Annotated in this window: 24 protein-coding genes; 13 read left to right on the top strand and 11 right to left on the bottom strand. The window is 58.6% G+C overall.

From position 1 onward, the window contains the following. Nucleotides 1-8: 8 nt before the first annotated feature. Nucleotides 9-545, bottom strand: a complete 537-nt coding sequence (locus tag SIB83_RS01565; RefSeq protein WP_413403124.1) for a YqhA family protein — start codon at nt 543-545, stop codon at nt 9-11. Between the two features lie 361 nt (nt 546-906). Between SIB83_RS01565 and mfd the strand changes: the two genes are divergently transcribed. From mfd to SIB83_RS01545, 4 genes are all read left to right on the top strand, one after another. Further along, complete coding sequence (gene mfd, locus SIB83_RS01560; RefSeq protein ID WP_413747254.1) at nt 907-4449, top strand: transcription-repair coupling factor; 3543 nt, start codon at nt 907-909, stop codon at nt 4447-4449. Nucleotides 4450-4553: 104 nt separating this feature from the next. After that, nucleotides 4554-4721, top strand: a complete 168-nt coding sequence (locus tag SIB83_RS01555) for a hypothetical protein (RefSeq protein ID WP_413746576.1) — start codon at nt 4554-4556, stop codon at nt 4719-4721. A gap of 204 nt (nt 4722-4925) precedes the next feature. Then, on the top strand, nt 4926-5336 hold the full coding sequence (locus SIB83_RS01550) for a hypothetical protein (RefSeq protein ID WP_413403120.1): 411 nt from the start codon (nt 4926-4928) through the stop codon (nt 5334-5336). 46 nt (nt 5337-5382) lie between these two features. After that, the gene (locus SIB83_RS01545) at nt 5383-5922 is read left to right on the top strand and encodes a hypothetical protein (protein WP_413403119.1); all 540 of its coding nucleotides are present in this window, start codon (nt 5383-5385) and stop codon (nt 5920-5922) included. Here SIB83_RS01545 and SIB83_RS01540 read toward each other — a convergent pair. The 4 genes from SIB83_RS01540 to SIB83_RS01525 form a co-directional block, all read right to left on the bottom strand. Further along, nucleotides 5913-7265 carry a S41 family peptidase gene (locus SIB83_RS01540; protein ID WP_413403118.1) on the bottom strand — a complete coding sequence of 451 codons (1353 nt, stop codon included), beginning with the start codon at nt 7263-7265 and terminating at the stop codon, nt 5913-5915. The two genes, SIB83_RS01545 and SIB83_RS01540, sit on opposite strands and share 10 nt — an antisense overlap. Nucleotides 7266-7302: 37 nt before the next feature. Then, complete coding sequence (gene ispG, locus SIB83_RS01535; protein ID WP_413403116.1) at nt 7303-8538, bottom strand: flavodoxin/ferredoxin-dependent (E)-4-hydroxy-3-methylbut-2-enyl-diphosphate synthase; 1236 nt, start codon at nt 8536-8538, stop codon at nt 7303-7305. A 72-nt stretch (nt 8539-8610) separates the two neighbouring features. Further along, the gene (locus tag SIB83_RS01530; RefSeq protein ID WP_413746575.1) at nt 8611-9165 is read right to left on the bottom strand and encodes a uracil-DNA glycosylase; all 555 of its coding nucleotides are present in this window, start codon (nt 9163-9165) and stop codon (nt 8611-8613) included. Beyond that, a complete protein-coding gene (locus SIB83_RS01525; protein ID WP_413746574.1) occupies nt 9162-9575 on the bottom strand; it encodes a VOC family protein in 414 nt (137 codons plus the stop codon). The genes SIB83_RS01530 and SIB83_RS01525 overlap by 4 nt, the downstream gene beginning before the upstream one ends. A gap of 147 nt (nt 9576-9722) precedes the next feature. On the opposite strand from SIB83_RS01525, the gene SIB83_RS01520 reads away from it, so the two are divergent. Genes SIB83_RS01520 through SIB83_RS01495 form a run of 6 tightly spaced genes read left to right on the top strand, consistent with a single transcriptional unit; the run spans nt 9723 to nt 15095 of the window. Beyond that, entirely contained in the window at nt 9723-10901 is a 1179-nt protein-coding gene (locus tag SIB83_RS01520; RefSeq protein WP_413403110.1) for a pyridoxal phosphate-dependent aminotransferase, read from the top strand. 39 nt (nt 10902-10940) lie between these two features. Continuing rightward, a complete protein-coding gene (locus tag SIB83_RS01515) occupies nt 10941-11840 on the top strand; it encodes a putative selenate ABC transporter substrate-binding protein (RefSeq protein ID WP_413403108.1) in 900 nt (299 codons plus the stop codon). Further along, nucleotides 11837-12595: an ATP-binding cassette domain-containing protein gene (locus tag SIB83_RS01510; RefSeq protein ID WP_413746573.1), complete on the top strand. Its 759-nt coding sequence runs from the start codon at nt 11837-11839 to the stop codon at nt 12593-12595. Before SIB83_RS01515 ends, SIB83_RS01510 begins: the two co-directional genes overlap by 4 nt. Then, nucleotides 12595-14121: a phosphonate ABC transporter gene (locus tag SIB83_RS01505; RefSeq protein ID WP_413747253.1), complete on the top strand. Its 1527-nt coding sequence runs from the start codon at nt 12595-12597 to the stop codon at nt 14119-14121. The genes SIB83_RS01510 and SIB83_RS01505 overlap by 1 nt, the downstream gene beginning before the upstream one ends. Before the next feature lie 28 nt (nt 14122-14149). Beyond that, the gene (locus tag SIB83_RS01500; RefSeq protein ID WP_413747252.1) at nt 14150-14818 is read left to right on the top strand and encodes a GDSL-type esterase/lipase family protein; all 669 of its coding nucleotides are present in this window, start codon (nt 14150-14152) and stop codon (nt 14816-14818) included. A gap of 34 nt (nt 14819-14852) precedes the next feature. Continuing rightward, nucleotides 14853-15095: a hypothetical protein gene (locus SIB83_RS01495; RefSeq protein ID WP_413746572.1), complete on the top strand. Its 243-nt coding sequence runs from the start codon at nt 14853-14855 to the stop codon at nt 15093-15095. A gap of 2 nt (nt 15096-15097) precedes the next feature. Here the strand turns inward: SIB83_RS01495 and SIB83_RS01490 are convergent, their stop codons facing one another. From SIB83_RS01490 to SIB83_RS01480, 3 genes are all read right to left on the bottom strand, one after another. After that, the gene (locus SIB83_RS01490; protein WP_413403104.1) at nt 15098-15514 is read right to left on the bottom strand and encodes a hypothetical protein; all 417 of its coding nucleotides are present in this window, start codon (nt 15512-15514) and stop codon (nt 15098-15100) included. Continuing rightward, nucleotides 15511-15747, bottom strand: coding sequence for a hypothetical protein (locus tag SIB83_RS01485; protein WP_413403102.1), 237 nt, complete (start codon nt 15745-15747; stop codon nt 15511-15513). The genes SIB83_RS01490 and SIB83_RS01485 overlap by 4 nt, the downstream gene beginning before the upstream one ends. 176 nt (nt 15748-15923) lie before the next feature. Beyond that, a complete protein-coding gene (locus SIB83_RS01480; protein WP_413746571.1) occupies nt 15924-16547 on the bottom strand; it encodes a DUF938 domain-containing protein in 624 nt (207 codons plus the stop codon). Between the two features lie 194 nt (nt 16548-16741). Here SIB83_RS01480 and SIB83_RS01475 point away from each other — a divergent pair, with 194 nt between their 5' ends. After that, on the top strand, nt 16742-17407 hold the full coding sequence (locus SIB83_RS01475) for a hypothetical protein (protein ID WP_413403098.1): 666 nt from the start codon (nt 16742-16744) through the stop codon (nt 17405-17407). 464 nt (nt 17408-17871) lie between these two features. On the opposite strand, the gene SIB83_RS01470 is transcribed toward SIB83_RS01475, so the two are convergent. Beyond that, nucleotides 17872-18174 carry a hypothetical protein gene (locus SIB83_RS01470; RefSeq protein WP_413747251.1) on the bottom strand — a complete coding sequence of 101 codons (303 nt, stop codon included), beginning with the start codon at nt 18172-18174 and terminating at the stop codon, nt 17872-17874. 112 nt (nt 18175-18286) lie between these two features. Between SIB83_RS01470 and SIB83_RS01465 the strand changes: the two genes are divergently transcribed. After that, nucleotides 18287-18874, top strand: a complete 588-nt coding sequence (locus SIB83_RS01465) for an alpha-ketoglutarate-dependent dioxygenase AlkB family protein (protein WP_413747250.1) — start codon at nt 18287-18289, stop codon at nt 18872-18874. Here the strand turns inward: SIB83_RS01465 and SIB83_RS01460 are convergent. Beyond that, entirely contained in the window at nt 18843-19682 is an 840-nt protein-coding gene (locus tag SIB83_RS01460) for an AEC family transporter (RefSeq protein ID WP_413746570.1), read from the bottom strand. The genes SIB83_RS01465 and SIB83_RS01460 overlap by 32 nt on opposite strands. Nucleotides 19683-19870: 188 nt before the next feature. Here SIB83_RS01460 and SIB83_RS01455 point away from each other — a divergent pair, with 188 nt between their 5' ends. Then, nucleotides 19871-20062 carry a hypothetical protein gene (locus tag SIB83_RS01455; protein ID WP_413403095.1) on the top strand — a complete coding sequence of 64 codons (192 nt, stop codon included), beginning with the start codon at nt 19871-19873 and terminating at the stop codon, nt 20060-20062. Between the two features lie 28 nt (nt 20063-20090). Here SIB83_RS01455 and SIB83_RS01450 read toward each other — a convergent pair whose 3' ends face one another. Further along, nucleotides 20091-20597 carry a hypothetical protein gene (locus SIB83_RS01450; RefSeq protein ID WP_413746569.1) on the bottom strand — a complete coding sequence of 169 codons (507 nt, stop codon included), beginning with the start codon at nt 20595-20597 and terminating at the stop codon, nt 20091-20093. Between the last annotated feature and the right edge of the window lie 2 nt (nt 20598-20599).

The following is a 20599-nucleotide window of genomic DNA, read 5'->3' as shown; positions in this document are numbered from 1 at the left end:
TCACTCGATCAGTGTTTGCCGGTGCGCCCGATCAGGTAAGCGCTGAAGGCGAGCATCAGCACCCCTGCGCAGTACTGAATCAGTTCAGTGATGGATTTCACTTCAAAGCTCACCATCACCTTGAAAGCTGTCACGATCAGGGCAACGATGATCACCTTGGTGAGTTTCTGTTTCAGACCATCGAGATCCTGAATGTTCAGCAGGTTGCGTCTTGAGGACGATTCATCGGCCTGACGTGGGTCGATGTCGGAGATCACAAGCTCGTAGATGCCATAACCAAAAATCAGCAGGGCGATGCCGATGAGGTAGTAGTCGATGCCTCCTACCACCTTCCCGATCAGAAGCGTGCTGCTGTCATGGGTGAAGTCAGCCTGAATCACCTTTCTCAGAACGCTGATCTCTGCGTAGGTTCCGATGACAAAGCAGCTGATGCTTCCCAGCAGACTCATGACCACGGGAATCAGCGTGACCAGCCGGAACTTCCAGATCAGCCCCTCGAATCTGCGTTCCAGTCGGCTTGATCGATGCATGCTCGGCTTGCTCATGGTGGCGCTTGGTCTGCTTGTTTTCAGGTGTGAGGGAAAGGCTTAAGCGAGGCTTTCCGATGACGGAGGCCTGGGTGGCGGTGGAGGACCTAAAAGCGCTGGTATGGAAAGTCCCACAAGGGCTGAGCTCACCGTCAGACAAACAGCCAGCGGAATGGGCCTGACCAGTGGCTGCCGTTCCATCACGTTGCCGCAGCGGGAGCACACGGGCAGGGCCCCTTTCGGCGGACGCAGAACAACCGCAGGACCACAACAGCAATCAGGGCAGCGGAATCGAGGCATGGCCGAAGAGCGCGGCGTGATGCACGCAGTGGCGAACAATGAATTGCGACAATCATGCGCTGCCGTCGGTGGTCTTGCCATGCCCCTCAGCTCCCTGGTGCGCCTGCTGCAGTGCTCAGCGTTGACCAGTGAGCTTGGCGAACGCATCGATCGCCCCGACAGGCTTCTGCTGCGCGGCGGCAGCCGTGGAGCAAGGGCTCTCGTGGCCAGTGGCCTGGCCCGCCATCAGGACCGGCCTCTGCTTGTGGTGGTGCCGACCCTCGAGGAGGCGGGGCGGTGGACGGCTCTTCTGGAACTGATGGGTTGGCGCAGTGCCCAGCTTTATCCCACCAGTGAGGGTTCGCCCTACGAACCGTTTGATCCCACCAGTGAAATCACCTGGGGCCAGCTGCAGGTGCTGAGTGAATTGCAGGTGGATCAAAGGAGCCGCGATCTGGCGATTGTGGCCACGGAGCGCTGTCTTCAACCGCATCTGCCACCGCCGCAGGCTTTGTCTGATCGATGCCGAACCCTTCGCAAAGGTGACAGCGTCGACCTTGAGGAGTTGGCCACCAGCCTGGCCCAGCTCGGTTACGAACGGGTTTCAACCATCGATCAGGAGGGCACCTGGAGCCGGCGTGGCGACATCGTTGATGTCTTCCCTGTCAGCAGTGAGCTGCCGGTGCGTCTTGAGTTCTTCGGTGATGAGCTCGACAAGCTGCGTGAATTTGATCCCGCCAGCCAGCGTTCCCTCGACCCGATCGAGAGCCTGCGACTGACGCCGACAGGCTTCAGTCCTCTGATCGCCGAACAGCTTCGCGAGGCCATGCCCGATGGTCTGGATCAGCTTCTCAGCGAGGAAGGCCTCTCTGATTTGTTGGAGGGCGGGACTCCCGAGGGCATGCGCCGCCTGCTTGGCCTGGCATGGCAGCAGCCTGCCTCGCTGCTTGATTATCTCCCGGTCGACAGCTGTGTGGCCATTGATGAACGACGCCATGGCCGCTCCCATGGCGACCAATGGCTCGACCATGCCAGGGAGCATCACGACGAACTGGCGTTGCCGCTGCCGATCCTGCACCGCGATATCGAGGAGGCGATGGGGCTGGCAGAAGCCTTCCCCGGCTTTGATCTGGCCGAGTTGCAGGAAAGTGATGGCCATCCCAATGCTTTTGATCTCAACAGTCGTCCTGTGCCGGCTTATCCCAATCAATTCGGAAAGCTTGGAGAACTGATCAAGAGCTATGGCAAGGAGAAACAGGCCGTTTGGCTGTTGTCTGCCCAGCCCAGTCGAGCTGTTGCGTTGCTGGAAGAGCATGACTGCATCAGTCGTTTCGTTCCCAATGCGGCGGATGCGCCGGCGATTGAGCGTCTGATTGAACAGGGAACCCCTGTTGCTTTGAAGACTCGCGGCACAGCTGACCTCGAGGGGCTGCAGCTTCCCGCCTGGCGGATTGCTCTCATCACTGACCGGGAGTTTTTCGGGCAGCAGACACTTACCAGCACCGGCTATGTGCGCCGCCGCCGCAAAGCGGCCAGCCGCACGGTCGATCCCAACAAGATGCAGCCCGGGGATTACGTGGTGCATCGCAATCACGGCATCGGTCGTTTTCAGAAGCTGGAGAAATTGGCCATCAGCGGCGAGGCGCGTGACTATCTGGTGGTGCAGTACGCAGACGGAATCCTGCGTGTGGCGGCAGACCAGCTGGGGAGTCTCGGTCGTTACCGCGCCAACAGTGATGCCCCCCCCCAGCTCAGCAAGATGGGCGGATCAGCCTGGGTCAAGGCCAAGGAACGGGCCGGGAAGGCCTTGCGCAAGGTGGCGCTCGACCTGGTGAAGCTGTACGCCGAGCGACATCAGGCGTCTGGCTTCGCGTTCCCTGTCGATGGTCCCTGGCAGAACGAGCTGGAGGAATCATTCCCTTACGAACCGACTCCGGATCAGCTGAAGGCCACAGCAGATGTGAAGAGGGATATGGAGAAGTCGCAACCGATGGATCGTCTCGTTTGCGGCGATGTGGGCTTCGGCAAAACCGAGGTGGCGATCCGGGCCATTTTCAAGGCGATCACCGCAGGCAAGCAGGTGGCGATGTTGGCTCCCACAACCGTGCTTGCTCAGCAGCACTGGCGAACGCTTTCTGAGCGCTTCGCGCCCTATCCCATCAAGGTGGCGCTTCTCAATCGCTTTCGGACCACCAGCGAGCGTAAATCGATTCTTGAAGGTCTTCAGAACGGGACGATTGATGCTGTGGTGGGAACCCATCAATTGCTGAGCAAGAGCACGGTGTTCGACAAGCTCGGCCTGCTGGTGGTTGATGAAGAGCAGCGCTTCGGTGTCAATCAGAAGGAGAAGATCAAAGCGCTGCGCAAGGACGTTGACGTGCTCACTCTTTCGGCAACTCCAATACCGCGAACGCTCTACATGAGCTTGTCAGGAGTGCGGGAAATGAGTCTGATCACCACGCCCCCTCCATTACGCCGACCGATCAAGACGCATCTGGCCGCGCTCGATGAGGAAGCGGTTCGCAGTGCAATCCGCCAGGAGCTCGACCGGGGTGGACAGGTGTTTTACGTGGTTCCGAGGGTTGAGGGGATTGAAGAGGTGGCGGGTCAGCTGCGTCAGATGCTTCCTGGCCTGCGTTTGCTTGTTGCACATGGCCAGATGGCCGAAGGCGAGCTGGAGAGCGCCATGGTGGCTTTCAACGGTGGTGAAGCTGACGTGATGCTCTGCACAACGATTGTGGAGAGCGGACTGGATATTCCAAGAGTCAACACAATTCTGATTGAGGATGCGCATCGTTTCGGTCTGGCGCAGCTTTATCAGCTGCGGGGGCGTGTCGGCCGCAGTGGGATCCAGGCCCATGCCTGGCTGTTTTATCCCGGTCACTCCTCTCTCAGCGAAGCAGCTCGGCAGCGACTGAGGGCGATTCAGGAATTTGCCCAGCTGGGCAGTGGATACCAGCTGGCGATGAGGGATATGGAGATCCGTGGTGTGGGCAATCTTCTGGGAGTTCAGCAGAGCGGTCAGATGGAGGCCATCGGTTTTGACCTTTACATGGAGATGCTTCAGGAATCTCTGGCTGAGATCCAGGGGCAGGACATCCCTGCTGTCGACGACACCCAGGTTGATCTGCAGGTCACTGCATTCATCCCTGCTGACTGGATCACCGATGCCGACGAAAAGATGGCGGCTTATCGATCGGCCGCTGAGTGTGTCACGAGCGAGTCGCTGGTGGAACTCGCAGTGATTTGGGCTGACCGCTACGGCGCTCTGCCAGGCCCGGTGCAGTCGCTGCTCCAGCTGATGGACCTAAAACTTCTGGCCAAACGCTGCGGTTTTTCGCGCATCCGGCCTGAAAAGCCAAACATCGCTCTGGAAACACCGATGGAAGAGCCGGCTTTTCGACTGCTGCGTCAAGGTTTGCCCCAGCACCTGCACGGGCGTCTGGTGTATCAGTCCGGATCTGGTGCGATCGCCAAGGTGATGGCTCGGGGTCTTGGTGTGTTGCCGATGGAGAAGCAGCTGGAGGAACTCAAGGGCTGGCTTGAGCAGATGGCTGCGCAGATTCCCGATGCTGATGGGCTCACGGCCGAAGAGCGTGAAAAGCAGCAGATCTCCCGTAATGAGGCCGTTCTCAGCGTCTGATCTGGCCTGATTCGCGGCTCTGCATTTGCGGCTCGGCCAAAAATGAGAAAGTTCCGACACAATGCGCAATTCTTCGTTACACTGCTGGGAGAGAAAATGACCTTGTGGGCGAATTCATCGATCCGATCGGCAGCATGAGTTCAATGGGTTTGTTTTCGAGCTTGATCGGTGCCGCCGCTCTAGGTGTGTATGCCCTCTCGCAAGACGATTCTCAGAACAACGACGACGACGATTCCTCACCTGGTGGAGGGTTGATGCAGCCAGTTGCATGAGTTCTGCGGATGCATCAGTCACTGGATCAGTCACATTCCCTCATAACCATCACCCAGTTGGGTGATGGTTTTTTTGTAGTCGTATAAGAGCCTGGACCGGTTCCGATTTGTTCAGGGCATTTGAACCGACCTTTACTTCGAGATTGGTGCTGTTGTCTCTCAATTATTTGGCTGCCACTGGTTAGTGCCATTCCGGCGCAAGCGGTGTCATGGGAGGCGATTGATGTTCTGCGCAACAAGCTCACTCGATCTGGTGTGCGTGTACTTCAGAGGGATTGTGCTCAAAAGGGGCTGCAGGGTCTTTATCACCCGCGTAGCGACACCGTTGTGGTCTGTCGCTCGCACAGGTCTCCCGCCCAGGTCTGGGACACTCTTGCCCATGAGGCGACCCACCGTATGCAGCGCTGTGCAGGTGGCTCCATCTCAGACCGACAGCACCATCGCGCCATGTATTCAGCGCTTGCGCGAAGCCATCCCGCTGAAGTGCGTTCACTGCGTGTCTACCCAAGGCAGCAGCAGTTAGCGGAACTGGAGGCCAGATACACCGCAAAGCTCCCACCTGGTGATGTACTGCGGCTGTTTGATCGCTACTGCGGGGCTCAGATCCGCGTCTGATCGACAACCGTCACCAATTGTTCACCAACAAAAACCAAGGTTTTTCATGAATTCACTGTTGATGCAACTGGCGCTGGCGGCGCTTGGTCAATTCGGTGGCAATGGCCCCATGCCGATGGGCGGTGTTCCGATGGGGGGTGTTCCCATGGGTGGTTTTCCGACAGGAGGACTCCCCCTTGGAGGGTTCCCGTCAGGCAGGGGTGTCCCCGTGATGCCCGTTTCCAGACCGGTGCCTCGCTATCCCAGGGGTTCCATGTCTGGTCGGACCTCATCGTTGCAACTTGCTTCACTGGCCACAGCCACATGCCTGATGCGGGAGAGACGGCTGAGCCGTGCCCAGGCTGTCGATCTTCTTGATCGCCAGGGGCAGATCTGGGGATGGCAACGGGGCTGGGGACAACGCTTCGAGCTGGCCTCTGTCGATGGGGCAATTAATTCAGCTGGAGGCTGCAGAGCAATGGTGCGCAGGATTCAAGACAGCCCGGCTTCCATCCCGCCAATGGCAGCGGTGCCTGTGACTCGAAACCCCGTTCGCACTGGCAGCCGAAGTGAGAGTGAAGGATTCGGTCTATATCCCTACCGTTGAAGGGCGGAGCGGAGATTTGCGGATCCAGGGTTATAAGCCTGACCGCGCTGCGGAGAACGCAGTGCTTTGATCAAAGTTGTTTCAGCCGCTCTGTACTGACTGTCTTTGCCGGTGCCGAGCTGCTCGACGGTCAGCGATTGGATCTCCTTGTCACTGAGTTTGATATCCACATCAGGGCGGATCCCGTTCTTGTGGATATCGGTGCCTTTGGGTGTGAGGTACTTGGCGATGGTGACCGTCAGCCCTGACCCATCCGAGAGGCCGCGAACTGACTGGACCAATCCTTTCCCAAAGGTCTTCTGACCCACGAGCACAGCTCGCTTGTTGTCCTGGAGCGCACCAGAAAGAATCTCACTTGCACTGGCTGAACCTTCATTCACCAGCACCACCACAGGACTGTCCGTCAGCGCGCTGCCGGTGGCACGCCGTACATCCTGGATACCGTCACGAGTCTTGGTGCTGACAATCGTGCCTTCATCCAGCCATTGCCGTGCGATGTCGATGCTGGCTTCCAGTAGCCCTCCGGGATTACTGCGCAGATCGAGTACGTAGCCCTGAGCACCCTCTTTTTCGAGCTCACGGATGGCGGCCCTCATCTCCCTGGCAGCGTTGGCATTGAATTGTTTGAGACGGATGTAGCCAACCTTCTTGCCATCCGCCGAGGTGTTGATTCGACTCTCAACGGCATGGATTTCAATGCGCGCTCTTTTGAGCGGAACAGTCACCACTTCACCCTTGCGCCGCAGCCCGAGGGTCACCTGGCTGCCTTCCTGCCCTCGGATCAACTTGACAGCATCTCCAGTGGTCATTCCTTTCGTGGATTTACCGTCGATCGAAACGATCACGTCCTTGGGTTGGACCCCTGCCCTGGCAGCAGGTGTTCCTTCAATCGGAGACACCACAAGAATCTCTTTGGTGTCTTTGTCAAGAGTGATCTGGATGCCAACTCCCGTGAGCTCGCCGGAGGTGTCGATCTGCATCTCCTTGAACTCCTTCGGGTCCAGGAAACGGGTGTAGGGATCGTCGAGGCTGGCCAGCATGCCTCGGATCGCTTCATAGGACTCATCAGTGCCTGCATAGCTTTTAGCCAGCAGATCTCTTCTCAGACTGGTCCAGGTATCAGGGGAATATTTGCCTGAAGAATCCAGAAAATCTCTGTAGACGATCTGCCAGACCTGGTCGATAACCTCCTTGGGGCTGTTGGTAATCGAGGAGGAATTGGTGCTGGGCAGCCCAAGGCCTGGTGCTGCCACAGCGATAGCTGCTGTCAAACCACCGGCTCCGAGCAACAGCAGCAAACCTCTGTGCTGTGCGAGGCGCGACTGCGGACTTTTGGTGGTCATTGATGTCCTTCAGGTCCGATCCTTCAGATTAACGAATTCAGCAAGGATCCACCCAGCGTCCGTCGTCTTTGATCAGTTGAATCAGAGCCTGAACACCATCGGCTTCCGGCACTTTTCGGATCTCTTCACGACCTCGATAGAGCGCGATGGTGCCTGGACCTTTTCCGACATAACCGTAGTCAGCATCTGCCATCTCGCCAGGCCCATTCACGATGCATCCCATCACGGCGATGTCCAGCCCGGAGAGGTGAGAGGTTGCATTTCTCACCTGATTCAGCACTTCCTCGAGATTAAACAAAGTACGACCGCAGCTCGGGCAGGCCACGTATTCGACCATGGTCTTACGTAAGCCAATAGCCTGAAGAATCGAGTAGCAGACTGGGATTTCCTTCTCAGGAGATTCAGTCAGCGAAACCCTGATCGTGTCCCCAAGACCTTCCGAGAGCAGGGTTGCGATTCCTGCGGTGCTTTTGATGCGTCCGTAATCCCCATCACCGGCTTCGGTGACTCCGAGGTGCAATGGAAAATTGAACCCTGCGTTGTCGAGAGTGTCAGCCATCATTCGATAGGCCGCGAGCATGACAGGAGCTCTGGACGCCTTCATCGAGATCACGATGTTGTGGAAGTCAAGGTCGTCGCAGATACGAACAAATTCCATGGCTGACGCCACCATTCCTTCGGGAGTATCTCCATAGGTGAACAGCATGCGCTCCGCCAGGGATCCGTGATTCACACCAATGCGCAGAGCTTTGTTCTCTTTTTTGAGTGCTTCAACCAACGGTGAGAATTTGTCCTTGATGCGTTCTCCGATGGCATCGAATTCCTCCTGACTGAAATCCTGCCGATTGGGGTCAGGTTTGTCGAACACGAACAGACCGGGATTGATCCGCACCTTGTCCACGTGTTTGACCACTTCCAGGGCGATCCGAATGCCGTTGTGGTGCACATCGGCCACAAGCGGAACATTGCATCCCTGGGCGCGCAAGGCAGCGCGGATCTGACCCATGGCCTTGGCGTGAGCCAGGGTGGGAGTGGTCACCCGCACGATTTCGCAGCCCACATCAACGAGTCGGCGGATCCCGGCCACGGATCCTTCGATGTCGAGGGTGTCCTCGTTGATCATCGATTGAACGGCCACCGGGTGCTCACTGCCGATGGGGACTTCGCCAACCATGACCGTGCGCGTGATTCGCCGGCGAATCACCGTGTCGTAACGGGGATTGATGGCAACTTCACTGCTGCTTTCAGGAGCACTGGTCAAGGTGCCGGTCATGGATCGGGCTGGTTCTGAGCCAAACCTTGGCATAGACGTCAGCGCAGTGACTTGCCGATGCCTCGGAACGGCTCAGCTCTCCGAGAGCAGATGCAGTCTGCGTCTGGCTTCTCGCAGATCCTGCAGGGTCAGGTCCTGGGGTGTTCCAACTTCGCGAGAGCGGAAGCGCAACAGGTAGGAGGGATGAAACACCGGCATGAAGTCGCGGCCGTCATGGTTCTGCCACTGGCCCCTCAGTTTGCTGATGCCGCTTCGGATACCAAGCATTGCCTGCAGGGCTGTGGCGCCTGAGAGCAACACGAGTTCTGGATCGATCAGTTCGATCTGTAGCTTCAGCCAGGGTCGGGAGATCTCAATCTCCTTTGCTGTGGGTTTGCGGTTGTTGGGTGGCCTGCACTTGATCACATTGCAGATGTAGAGCTCGTGTTGTTCATCAAGGCCCGCTTCGATCATCAGTTCACTGAGCAGTTGCCCTGAGCGACCCACGAACGGGAGACCTTGAACATCTTCTTCAGCCCCGGGTGCTTCGCCGATCAGCATCAGGCGTGCATTCGGATTGCCGCGTCCAACCACCAATCGTGGTTTCTGCTGTCCAAGGTTCGTCGGGTTTCGCTGTGGTTTTGTCATCGAGTCGGCTGATCAGTCGGTTCTGGCCGAAGCACAAGCAGAAGGAATCTCTGCCCCTCTGGGTCCTCCAACCAGCATTCCGCGCCGAAGGCTTCCAGTCTCGGCTCCTCAGTGCTTCTGCCTCCGAGTCGAATCACGCGCTGATGCCAATGCCGGAGTTCCAGCAGGGGTTCAGCCTTCGCCCGCTTTTGCAGACAAGGCGCCAGAGCCGAACCTGAGGAAGGCCATGGACGCTTGCGTGAGGGTGTGTAGATCTGCAGGCTTCCCTGCCCCTGCAGAGGAACGATCCAGTGATGGGCGGCCACGCCAGGTTGGGGGGTGGTGCCCAGAAGATCCCCATAGAACCTCGCCAGCTGCTCTGGCCTGCGTGCAGCAAGAACCCAGCTCAGAGCGATGTCGTCACCAGTCATTCAGACATGATCCCTGCTCTCGAGGCTGGCTGCGAAATCCGTTGCTGTCTTCTCGTGGGCCACACGTCATCACTGTTGTTTTTGACACCACATCAGGCAGGATGATCAGGCTTCTACTTGCGCATCCACTGGAGGGGTGCCGCCCTGATGTCACGCCCGCCATCCCTCTCAAGCCGGGCTGAAGCCCTCCAGCCGTCTCTCACCCTGGCGATCAGTGCAAGGGCCAAGGCCTTGCAGCAGCAGGGTCGCGATATCTGCAGCCTCAGTGCGGGTGAACCCGATTTCGGCACCCCTGCTTTCATCGTTGAGGCTGCCATCCAGGCGCTGCGTGATGGTGTCACGCGTTATGGACCTGCTGCTGGAGATCCTGCCCTCAGGCAGGCGATCGCCTGCAAGATCACCAATGAGAACGGTCTCCCCACCACAGCAGATGAGGTGCTGGTGACCAACGGGGGCAAACAGGCCATCTTCAATCTGTTTCAGGTGTTGCTCAACCCCGGCGATGAGGTGTTGATTCCTGCGCCCTATTGGCTCAGTTATCCCGAGATGGCTCGCCTGGCCGGTGCGCGGCCGATTTCAGTCCCTTCATCGGCGAGCAACGGTTTCTGCCTGGATCTGCAGGCGCTCGAGGCAGCGATCACTCCGGCTACCCGTTTGCTGGTGATCAATTCGCCGGGCAACCCCACCGGCCGTGTCCTCAGTCTTGATGAGCTGCAGGAACTCGCTGAGCTGGTCCGGCGTCATCCACGTCTGCTGGTCATGACTGATGAAATTTATGAATATCTGCTTGATGACGGCGCTGTGCACCACAGCTTCGCGGCTCTGGCGCCCGATCTGAGAGATCGATGTTTCATGGTGAACGGCTTCGCCAAGGGATGGGCGATGACCGGATGGCGCCTTGGCTATCTCAGTGGCCCCTCCTCCGTGATCAAGGCCGCTTCCGCTCTCCAGAGCCAGAGCACCAGCAATGTGTGCAGCTTTGCTCAGCGAGGAGCCACCGCCGCGATCGAGGCTTCCAGGGACTGCGTGAGACAGATGGCGGAGAGCTACAACGAGCGCCGCACCATTCTGGTGCAGGGGCTTCAGGCCCTACCAGGCATCACGCTCGTTCCCCCCAATGGAGCCTTCTACGCCTTTCCCCAGCTTCCTGAAGGCTGTGGTGATTCGGTGAGTTTCTGCCAGAGGGCTCTTGAGGAGGAGGGCCTGGCCATCGTCCCCGGTGGGGCCTTTGGCGATGACCGCTGCGTGCGTCTGTCCTGCGCTGTCTCGCGTGAGACGATCGCTGATGGTCTGTCTCGCCTAGCGCGCTTGCTTCCAGCTGGCTGAGGTCGGCAGACAACTCGATCACCCAGGTTTTTTTGCGACATGGCTTCACGAGAACGCCGGGCCGTTTCCCTGCTGGCAGTGCTGCTCTGCCAAGGGGTTACGTTCTTGCCCGTTGTTGCTCAGCCCACGCTCAAGGTGGGGGCCATCCCGGATCAGAATCCCGAGCGACTGAATCGTCTCTATGGCCAGTTGGCAGACGAATTGAGTGACCGCCTGAACGTGAAGGTGCGCTACGTACCGGTCAGCAACTACCCCGCGGCTGTGAGCGCTTTTCGCACCGGTGGACTGGATCTTGTCTGGTTTGGCGGCCTGACCGGTGTGCAGGCGCGCCTGCAGACGCCAGGGGCACAGGTGCTTGCTCAGCGCGACATTGACGCCCGCTTCCGCAGTGTCTTCATTGCCAACACAAGCTCCGGGCTGCAACCGATCAGCTCGATCAACGGTCTCACCAGTCTGCGAGGAAAGCGGTTTTCTTTCGGTTCAGAGAGTTCGACCTCCGGCCGTTTGATGCCACAGCATTTTCTTGCCAAAGCCGGGGTGACTCCCAGTCAGTTCAGTGGTGGTCGAGCCGGATTCAGTGGCAGCCATGACGCCACGATCGCTGTGGTGCAGAGCGGTGCCTATGAAGCGGGTGCGCTCAATGAGCAGGTCTGGACCTCTGCGGTGAACAACGGGCGCGTGAACACCAAGAAGGTGTCTGTGATCTGGCGAACGCCTGAATACGTGGACTACCACTGGGTCGTTCGCCCGAAGCTGGATCAGCGCTTTGGTAAGCGTTTCACCACGCGCCTTCAGAAAGCGATCCTCGGTCTTAAGCCCACCACGCCGCGTCAGGTGACCATTCTTGAGCTGTTTGCGGCGAAGCGGTTCATTCCCGCGCAGGCGAGTCAGTACAAGCCGATCGAAAAGGTGGGCCGTGAGTTGGGCAAGATCAGGTGACAGCGCTGTTGGAGCTTGATGAGGTGCGTGTTGCCGGTCCCTATGGGGACCGGCTGAACGCTGTCACTTTCAGGCTCCAGAACGGTGAGCGCATCGCCCTGCTCGGACGCAGTGGTGCCGGCAAGAGTTCACTGATCGGTGTTCTCAACGGCAGCCTGACCCCAGCAGCAGGGCACGCGCGGTTTCAGGGTATGGCGATTGCGTCGCTCAGCCGGCGACAGCGTGCGCGGATCGGCACCCTCTGGCAGGACCTGCGTCTGATCGAAGAGCTCAGCATTGGTCAGAACGTCAATGCCGGCGCTCTTGGCCGCCGTCGCCTGCCGTGGGCTTTGGCCAACCTGTTGTTTCGGGTCGATGCGGAGGCCAGCCGATCCTGTCTGCGTGAGGCAGGTCTGGAGGAATCCCTGCTGGCTGACACGGGGCTTGATCGCTCTGTGGGGCAGCTGTCGGGAGGTCAGCGGCAGCGGGTGGCCCTGGCCCGACTGTTTCGTCAACAACCTGATCTGATGCTGGCGGATGAGCCCCTTGCCAGTCTTGATCCGGCCATTGCGGCCGAGGTCCTGGAGAGACTTCTCACCTCTGAAGCCGATGGCAAGCTGCGCGGTGGTGCGCAGGCAGTGGTGGTGTCTCTGCATCGACCGGAGCTGATCGATCGTTTTGATCGGGTGCTTGGCCTTCGCGCTGGACGGCTTGTGATCGATGCGCCTGCATCGGCTGTCTCAGTCGATGATCTGCGCGATCTGTATGCGCCGTGATCGTTCCAGTGCGGCCCACGGCGCCAGCCCTAGTGCTGTTGCCGGCTCTTGCCCTGCTGCCGGTGCTGATTGTGGTGCTGAACGGAGCCCATGGGGGTGGGGCCGAGATTCTGGGCTCTTTTGTGGTCGGTGCTGTCAGCCCTTCCATGGACCCGGCTCTGTTGAAGGCCCTGCTGATCGGTCTGCAGGTGACGGTCGCCACTGCGCTCACTGGATGGAGCTGCAGTCTTGTGCTCGGCGTGTTGCTGGGGTGCCTGAGTTCCGAGCGTCTCTGGCTCACCTGGTCTCTTCCAGCCTGGCCAGCGATCGTGCTTCGGCGCCTGATGGCCCTGCCCCGCTCCATCCATGAGCTGATCTGGGGATTGCTGCTGCTTCAGGTGCTTGGGTTGCATCCCTGGGTGGCGGTGATGGCGATCTTGCTTCCCTATTCGTGCCTGATCGCCCGTGTCTGGCGCGATCAGCTGCAAAGTCTGGATCCTTCACGACTGCAGGCCATTCTTCAGACCGGCTCGTCTCCAATGGCCGCCTGCATGACGGCGTTATCGCCTGCGATGGGATCGGTGCTTGTGAGTTACGGGGGCTACCGACTGGAGTGTGCGTTGCGCAGTGCAACCTTGCTTGGGGTCTTCGGGCTTGGCGGTCTGGGGATGGATCTGGAACTGAGTCTGAAATCTCTGCAGTTCCATGAACTGTGGTCGGGACTCTGGCTGTTGACGCTGGTCACCATCGCTCTGGAGCAGGGACTCCGCTGTTGGAGAAGCTGGGGTGAACAGGCGCAATTCGGACAGCGCCAGGCCATGGGGTTTGCCGTCGCGGTCGGGCTCTCAGGAGGTCTTGGGGGCCTCTGGCTGGCTCACCTGTTTCCCGAGGCAGGCTCCCTGAACTGGCTTCCTGTGCAATGGCCTGATCTTCACAGCCTCCAGCTCGCTGCTCAGGAGCTCCCCTGGTTGTCGATGCTGTGGGAAACACTGATTCTGACGGTTCTGGCAGCAGGCATTGCCATTGGCCTGCCGCCATTGCTGCTGCTGCTCAACCCAGCGAGACCCTGGCAACACTGCATCAGTGGCTTCTGGATTCTGGTGCGGGTGATCCCTCCACCTCTCGCGGTGCTCCTGCTCCTGCTGAGCAACCAACCAACCCTGGCCATTGGCGCATTGGCACTGGGACTACACAACAGCGGTGTCATGGGGCGATTGCTGCAGGAGGGGCTGGAGCAGCAGGATCACTCCGCACAAGTTGCTCTGACCAGAAGCGGAGCGTCCCCGCAGGTGGGCTGGCTGTATGGATCACTCAGTCCCAGGAGTCCTTCCCATCTCGCCTATGGGGCTTATCGCAGTGATGTGATTCTGCGAGAAACGGTGGTGGTTGGTCTGATCGGTGGAAGTGGTCTGGGCTGGCAACTGCTGGAATCGCTCAGCTCTTTTCACTGGGCGGCGGTGTTGTTGTTGATCACCACTTATGCGGCGCTGACCCTGATCGGTGAATGGCTCAGTGATCGGTCACGGCAGCACTGGCTGCAAAGCTGACTCTGTTCAGCTCAACAGCGGTGAATGGATGCGGGCTCCCCGTCAACTGATCGTGATCGGAGACAGCGGCGTGGTGGGCTGGGGTGATCGTGAGAGGGGCGGTTGGTGTGAACGTCTTCGCTGTCACTGGATGCAGCTTCCGGATGCACCACTGATCTACGGGCTGGGTGTTCGCGGTGACGGTCTCGAGGCGGTGTCAGCCCGATGGGAACGAGAGTGGTCTTGCCGAGGAGAATTGCGCCGGAAGAAGCCCGAGGCCATGTTGCTGTCGGTGGGGCTTAACGACACGGCTCGGGTCGGTCGCGCTGACGGCCGACAACCCCTAGACGCGCAGGCCTTTCGCTACGGCTTTGAACAGCTGCTGCGGGCCATTCAGCCCCACTGCTCCGTTTTTGCACTCGGATTGACGCCTGTTGATGAATACGCGATGCCGTTTGCCGACTGTCTCTGGTACCGCAACAGCGACATTGCGTTGCATGAAGCCCAGATCGAGGAAGCCTGTCTGGAGGCGGATGTTCCCTATCTCTCCCTTCACAGGGCCATGCAGGCTGAGCCTGACTGGCTGCAGTGGCTGGAGTCCGATGGGATTCACCTCAATGCACTGGGTCATTCATGGATCGAGCAGCGCCTGCGCGCATGGAGTGCGCTCCAACAATGGGCTGGGCTCCAGCCGTTGCAACAAGTTATGCCCTGCTGATCAGCATCAGAATCGAGTTGTCAGCGGATTGATCATGCGCCTGCTTGCTTGTGCTGCAGCCTCGTTGTTGTTGTTTGGTGTGGCCTCGGTGGCGAGGTCTCAGCAAGGTCTCGTGAACTGTGAGGCCTTTTCCAGTGGTTTCACCTCACCTGAAGGTTGTATTGACGGTTCCCAACCCAGTTCGGGGCCGATGCCCACCGATCAGCAACTGGTCGGTGACGACTGGGGTGACATGCCCTTCGGCTGGTACGGATCGGGCGACTGGATGAATTTCTAGTGTCAACCGGTGGGATCTTCCCTGTTGATGCGCGGAGTGTTGAGTAGCTGTGCGAGCGTTCCCAATGGCCATCCGAGGTTGCGCAGATGGCGGGCGAGGGATCGTGAGGCTTTGTAGTAACCCTCCCCATAACTTGCTGCATAGCCGATCTCCTTCAGGGTGAGCAGCAGCAACCGGTGCTCGCGACGAGTCCCTTCTCTGGCCGCCAGCAACTGGAAATCCCGCTCCCTGAGTTGCGTGAGGGAGCGTTCCGTCAGATCGTCGTGGAACCCCAGGTACATCACATGGTCGATCTCTCTGTAAGCGGTGAAAACACGCGCACCGCGGTGGAGTTCGAGGAATTGGTAGCGCTCAGTGACGGCGATCACGGCATCCATGCAGGGAGCCAGCAGTGCGTCTTCGATCTGAAGAATGTTCATGGCGTTGCGCTGCCGGCGGCCAGACGCTCTTCACAGGCCAGTTCGTAGTTCCGCACAGCACCAGCGGGGATTGATCCGTTGCTTTTCAGTTGTCGTACTGACAGCTCCACACACTGCAGGACCACGCTGGTCAGCTCGCGCCCCTCACACTGAGCCCAGCTGCGCAGCAGGACATGCAGGCTCGGCGGGACGGAGACAGTGAGCTTCACCTGATTTTCCCGTGGGGGCGCCATCCGATGGGTCTTTGCTTCGGCTGCACCATAGCCTGGAGATACTGCACGGCAACCAGAGAGTTACTGTGCAGTTGCTTGAGGGTCGCTTTCAGCCTCTGAAGCCTGTTTGTTGCCGCTCTGAACCCGTGGAGTCCGCCTTCAGTCTCTGCTGAGTGCCTGCACAGGGTCTCGTGGACTCAGCGGATCCAGGTGATCATGCGGTTGTTGGCAGGCATCAGAGCGATGTTCTGCAGTGTCAAGCCAGCTTCACAGGCCTCTCTTAAAACCGTTGTTTGGTCCCTTACTCCCCAGGCGGGATTGCTCTGGTGCAGAGAGGCATCAAAGCTGATATTGCTTGCGCTGACGTGACGGCCATCCACACTGAAGGGACCATAGACGCAAAGCTTTCCTCCGCTCGGCAGCAGAGCTGCCGATTGCCGCAACAGAGCAGTGGTGCAATCCCAGGCTGAAATATGGAGCAGGTTGATCGCCACCACAGCCTGGACAGGCTCCTGCAGCTGTTCCAGCCAGTCGGGGTCTCTGACATCCAGCATCAGGGCTGCTGGCATCTGCTGCGTCAGCTGCTCGTGGCGGATCCAGGCATCAATGCTGCGGCAATGCTCAGGATCAGGATCGCTGCACTGCCAGGTGAGCTTCGGGAAGCGTTTCTGGAAGCTGACGCCGTGCTCGCCTGACCCGCTGGCAATTTCCAGAACCAATCCTGTGCACTGGAGTTGTTCCGCCAGAACATCGCCGATGGGGGCACGGTTGCGCTGGGTTGCTGGGAAGAACAGGCGTTCATCGCCGAAGCTGGAATTCATTCGATCAGGGCTGTGGTGACCGGCCCGTTGATGGACCGTTTGATTTGTTGTCCAGGGTGCTTTCGAGCCAGAATTTCAGCAGGTTTCAGACCATGATCGTCTTGCCCGCTAGTGCTGGGGGATGCCTTCCACAAGTTGGGCATGAAGCCAGCATTCATTGCCGATAAGTTGAGGTAATCGTTCGGGGGACTGCTTTGCCGCTCAGCTCGGTTGCCGAGTATCTCGACTGGGTGATTGGTTTCGATGTCTGCACAGTCCGCCAGGAAGTGATGCTGCTTCGGCGACGTTTTCCGCAGGCGACGACCCAGGAGCTCGCAGAGCAGGCCTTCGGCGACGTGCGTTTGCGCGTGATCACGGCTGGAGCTGCCATGGGCCTTGCCGCGAATCCGCTGCTGAGCATGGCTGGTGCGCTGGCAGATCTTTCCATCGCCACCCGAGCTCAGTTATTTGCCGCTGCCTGTGCCGCCGAGCTGTTGATTCCCGGTTTCCTCGACAGCGATACAGCTCGTTTCGAATTGCTCGTTCCTGTGCTGGGCTCGAGTGTGATCAGTCAGTTTGCTGCCGAGTTCGGTCTCAAGGCTGCCAAGACAGCTACGCGGGACTTTGTGTTGCTCCTGATTAATCAACACAGCCTGCGTTTGATCAATGCAGTGATCACAAAGGTTTTCGGTCGCAGGGTGACTCAGAGGGCCTTGATCACCAAGACGATCCCCCTCGTCGGCTGCGTGATCGGTGGTGCCTGGAACGCCATGGAAGTTGAGGTGGTGAGGAACCGCACCCTTCGCTACCTCTCCAACCAGTGCATGGAAACGGTGAGGGTTGTTGATGTCGAAGTGTGTGATCAGGGGCTGGAGCCATGATCAATACATCAGATTGTTGTGTTTCACACAGCTGTTGTTAAAGGTCTGTTGCTGAATGGTGAGAGGTGCTTTCTGCGCATGAGCTATGAACCTGGCAGTCTTGAATGTCGTCTTCTCATTGATGCCAAGCAGCATCTTGAGCTCGCACTCGCATCACTCAATGGTCTCCCCCAGAGCGATCACATTCAGAGACAATTAAAGTCTGTGCATCAGCAGCTTGAGGGTATGCATGATCTCAAGAGAGCCCTGCAGATTGACAGTGTTTAATCAATCAATGTCGTTTGGATAATTCTGATTGATTTGACGCTGACTTGGGCGAAAATGAGTTCAACGTCCACAGTTTGCATGTTCGAAAAGAAGGAGCGTCCTGCATGGCTCAACTGGTTGTTCCTGGGAATCTTTCTGCTCTCCAGCTGGCAGCTGGCAGGGTTCTGGTTTGAAAAGCTGCACGGCTGAACCAAACGTCATTCAGCTGCTATCGCCCCGGCTGTGGGTCGAGGGACTTCTGCAGCAGGCTGAGCTGATGATCTGTTGAGTTCACGCTCTAGGGCTTCCACCCGGCGCTCACGCAGGCAATGTTTACAACCGCCGGTGGTCTGTAGGTGCCGCTCAGGAGTGATGGTGATTTCCTGTACAGGATGTTTGCAACAGCGGATTTTCACCGGGCTCTTGTAGCTGCGCCACTGAATGCCGGAGTAGTCGAACTGATCACCGAAGCGCTGTTTGGCTCGCTTCAGGAACGTTTCCAGAGTGATCCTTGCTCCCATCATTGCAATCTATGGGCTGTGGCCGGCAACTTCGATCACGCTGTTATCCGTCTTCATGCTCCATCAGTGCGGAGTGGGCGCCAAAGTGTTTCACCTTGATGGTGTGCAGGGGATGGCCGCAGACGAAGACGTTGTGGCGGTGAACTGGACTCACGAACCGGCCTGGCTGCCAGCGGACATCAGCCGGATCTGGATGGACCGCTGTGTTGAGCTGATCAGCTGGGAGCAACCGGAGGTGCGCGTTTATGGACGATGGCATCTGGTGCCAAGACTCACGGCTTTTCTGGCCGATCGCCAGGTGTCCTATCGGTACAGCGGAGCGGTGCATCGAGGCGAGGGCTGGCCTGACTGGTTCCTGCCTCTTCTGGATCTTGTCTCGTCCCGGAGCTCAGCGCCATTCAATGGCTGTCTTTTCAATCTCTACCGGGATGGTCAGGACCGGATGGGTTGGCATGCTGATGACGAACCTGAGATTGATCCGTCATTTCCGATTGCTTCCTTGTCGCTTGGATCGAGCAGAGCTCTGCAGTTCCGCCATCGATTCAGTGGAACGCGTTGCGATGTCCATCTTGATGACGGCGACCTGCTGCTGATGGATCCTGATTGTCAAAAACTCTGGATGCATGGCTTGCCAGTGCGAAAGCGTGTGAAACAAGCGAGGCTCAACCTCACGTTCCGGGTATTCCGCTCAGTGGACTGACCAGCAATCCCCACAGAGGGACGCTGATCAGAGCTGCCATCGTGCTGATCAGGATCAGTTGTGACGGTCCCGTAGCGTTCAGCTGTTCTGATTCAACGATGAGCAAAACGGAAATTGCTGTAGGAGCTGCTGCTTGCAGAACCAACGCCTGCCGTGCGTAGCCAGGCAGTGGACAGGCCAGGCTGATCAGCAGCACCAGAGTGGGAAACACCACAAGCTTGCAGAGCAGCGGTGCACTCAGATCTAGGCCTGGACCCTTCAGCTTCCGTGCTGCGATATCCCCCAGTCGCATTCCCACCACCACCAGCGCCAGCACGATGACAGCGCGTGATGGCAGCCAAAGAGCATCACGGATCGACTCATGCCATGGGCTCGCTTTCACGATCAGTGCCCCGAGCAGTCCGCGTGTTGCAGGGCTGGCACTGAGATGTCCCAACAGATCGCGCCAACGCCTGTGGGAGGTGTCGACTTGGTTTTTCCTGGTCAGCCAGAGAGGCCCCAGGCTCCAGACCAAAAGGGTGGCACCCAGGTCGTAACCAATGCTCACCGGCAGTGCCTCCGGTGGAAGCAGGGCCAGGGTGGCTGGAATCCCGAAGTAGGCCGTGTTGCCGATGCAGCTGCTCAGTTGCAGATCCGGTCGGCCCAGGGTGGTGATGCCTGCACCGAGCCAGTGCAGGATCACCAGCATCAGGGTGATGGCCGCAACCGCGAGCAGCGCAATGCCGAACAATGAACTGTTGAGGCCGCCATGCAGCAGCAGTCCCATCAGGCTCACAGGAACGCCGAAACGAACCAGCGGAGAGGCCAAGGGAGCGATCCACTGTGATCGCCATCGTCCAATGACTGCCCCCCCGAGGAGGCAGGGAGCCATCTCCCAGAGGAGGTTCAGCACCGGAGCTGGGGGATGATCAAAAAGCTTTTGTATCCAGGTTCTTGTGCCAGAATCTCATCCGTCCGTTCCAAGGGGCCATTTTGACCATTGCTGCACCCTCCTGCTTGATTCAACGGCATTTCCTTCAGCTCAGTGCGACGCTGGCTGAGCGGTGCCAGCAGCTGCAGCTGGAACTGTCTGATCAGGTGGCCAGTCTTCCGTTCGGCAATGAGCGTTGGTTGTTGACCGAGCGTGAGCTCTCGGCTGCAGAAGATGCGCTGCTGCGCCTGCATGCTCGGGTGGATCTTCAGTCTTGACTGACGGCTGATAGCCCAGCACCCCGGTTCAGCTTGTTGAGATCCCGTAATACCGGAGCGGGATGCCAAAGGTCACAACATCATGTGGATCGCTGGGCAGAAGGGCCACGATTGCGAGCTCACGGTCATCGAATGCTTCCCTGGATTTGACGACGAACGAAGCAGCATCCGATGCGCTCCACAGAGGTGCTCCAGCGCTGCGTTCTTCGCGGTACATCTCGAACACGGCTGCAAACTCCTCTCCGTTGTCGGCATTGCTGAGCATCAGCTCTAAAGCCGAGTCATCGCTTCGGGTTTGGATCAATTCGAACAGCTGTTTCATCAACGGATGGTCGATGGTCGTGGAGACCCGAACAACATTGCCGATCGTTCCGACTGCGGTGACATGAAACCGTCTCCTGTCGGAACGGGCATCGATGACGGCCACGGGCAGTGTCAAGTCCCAACCTGGATGTTGGGCAACGCTGACCGCCAGGTTGCGGAGATCATCGGCGTGGTCTTCGCAAAGCTGCTGGACCCGTTCTCGTTGGTCCATAG

The sequence above is a fragment of the Synechococcus sp. MIT S9507 genome, from assembly GCF_047304715.1.
Lineage (GTDB): Bacteria > Cyanobacteriota > Cyanobacteriia > PCC-6307 > Cyanobiaceae > Synechococcus_C.
This window is presented reverse-complemented; position numbering and strand designations above follow the sequence as displayed.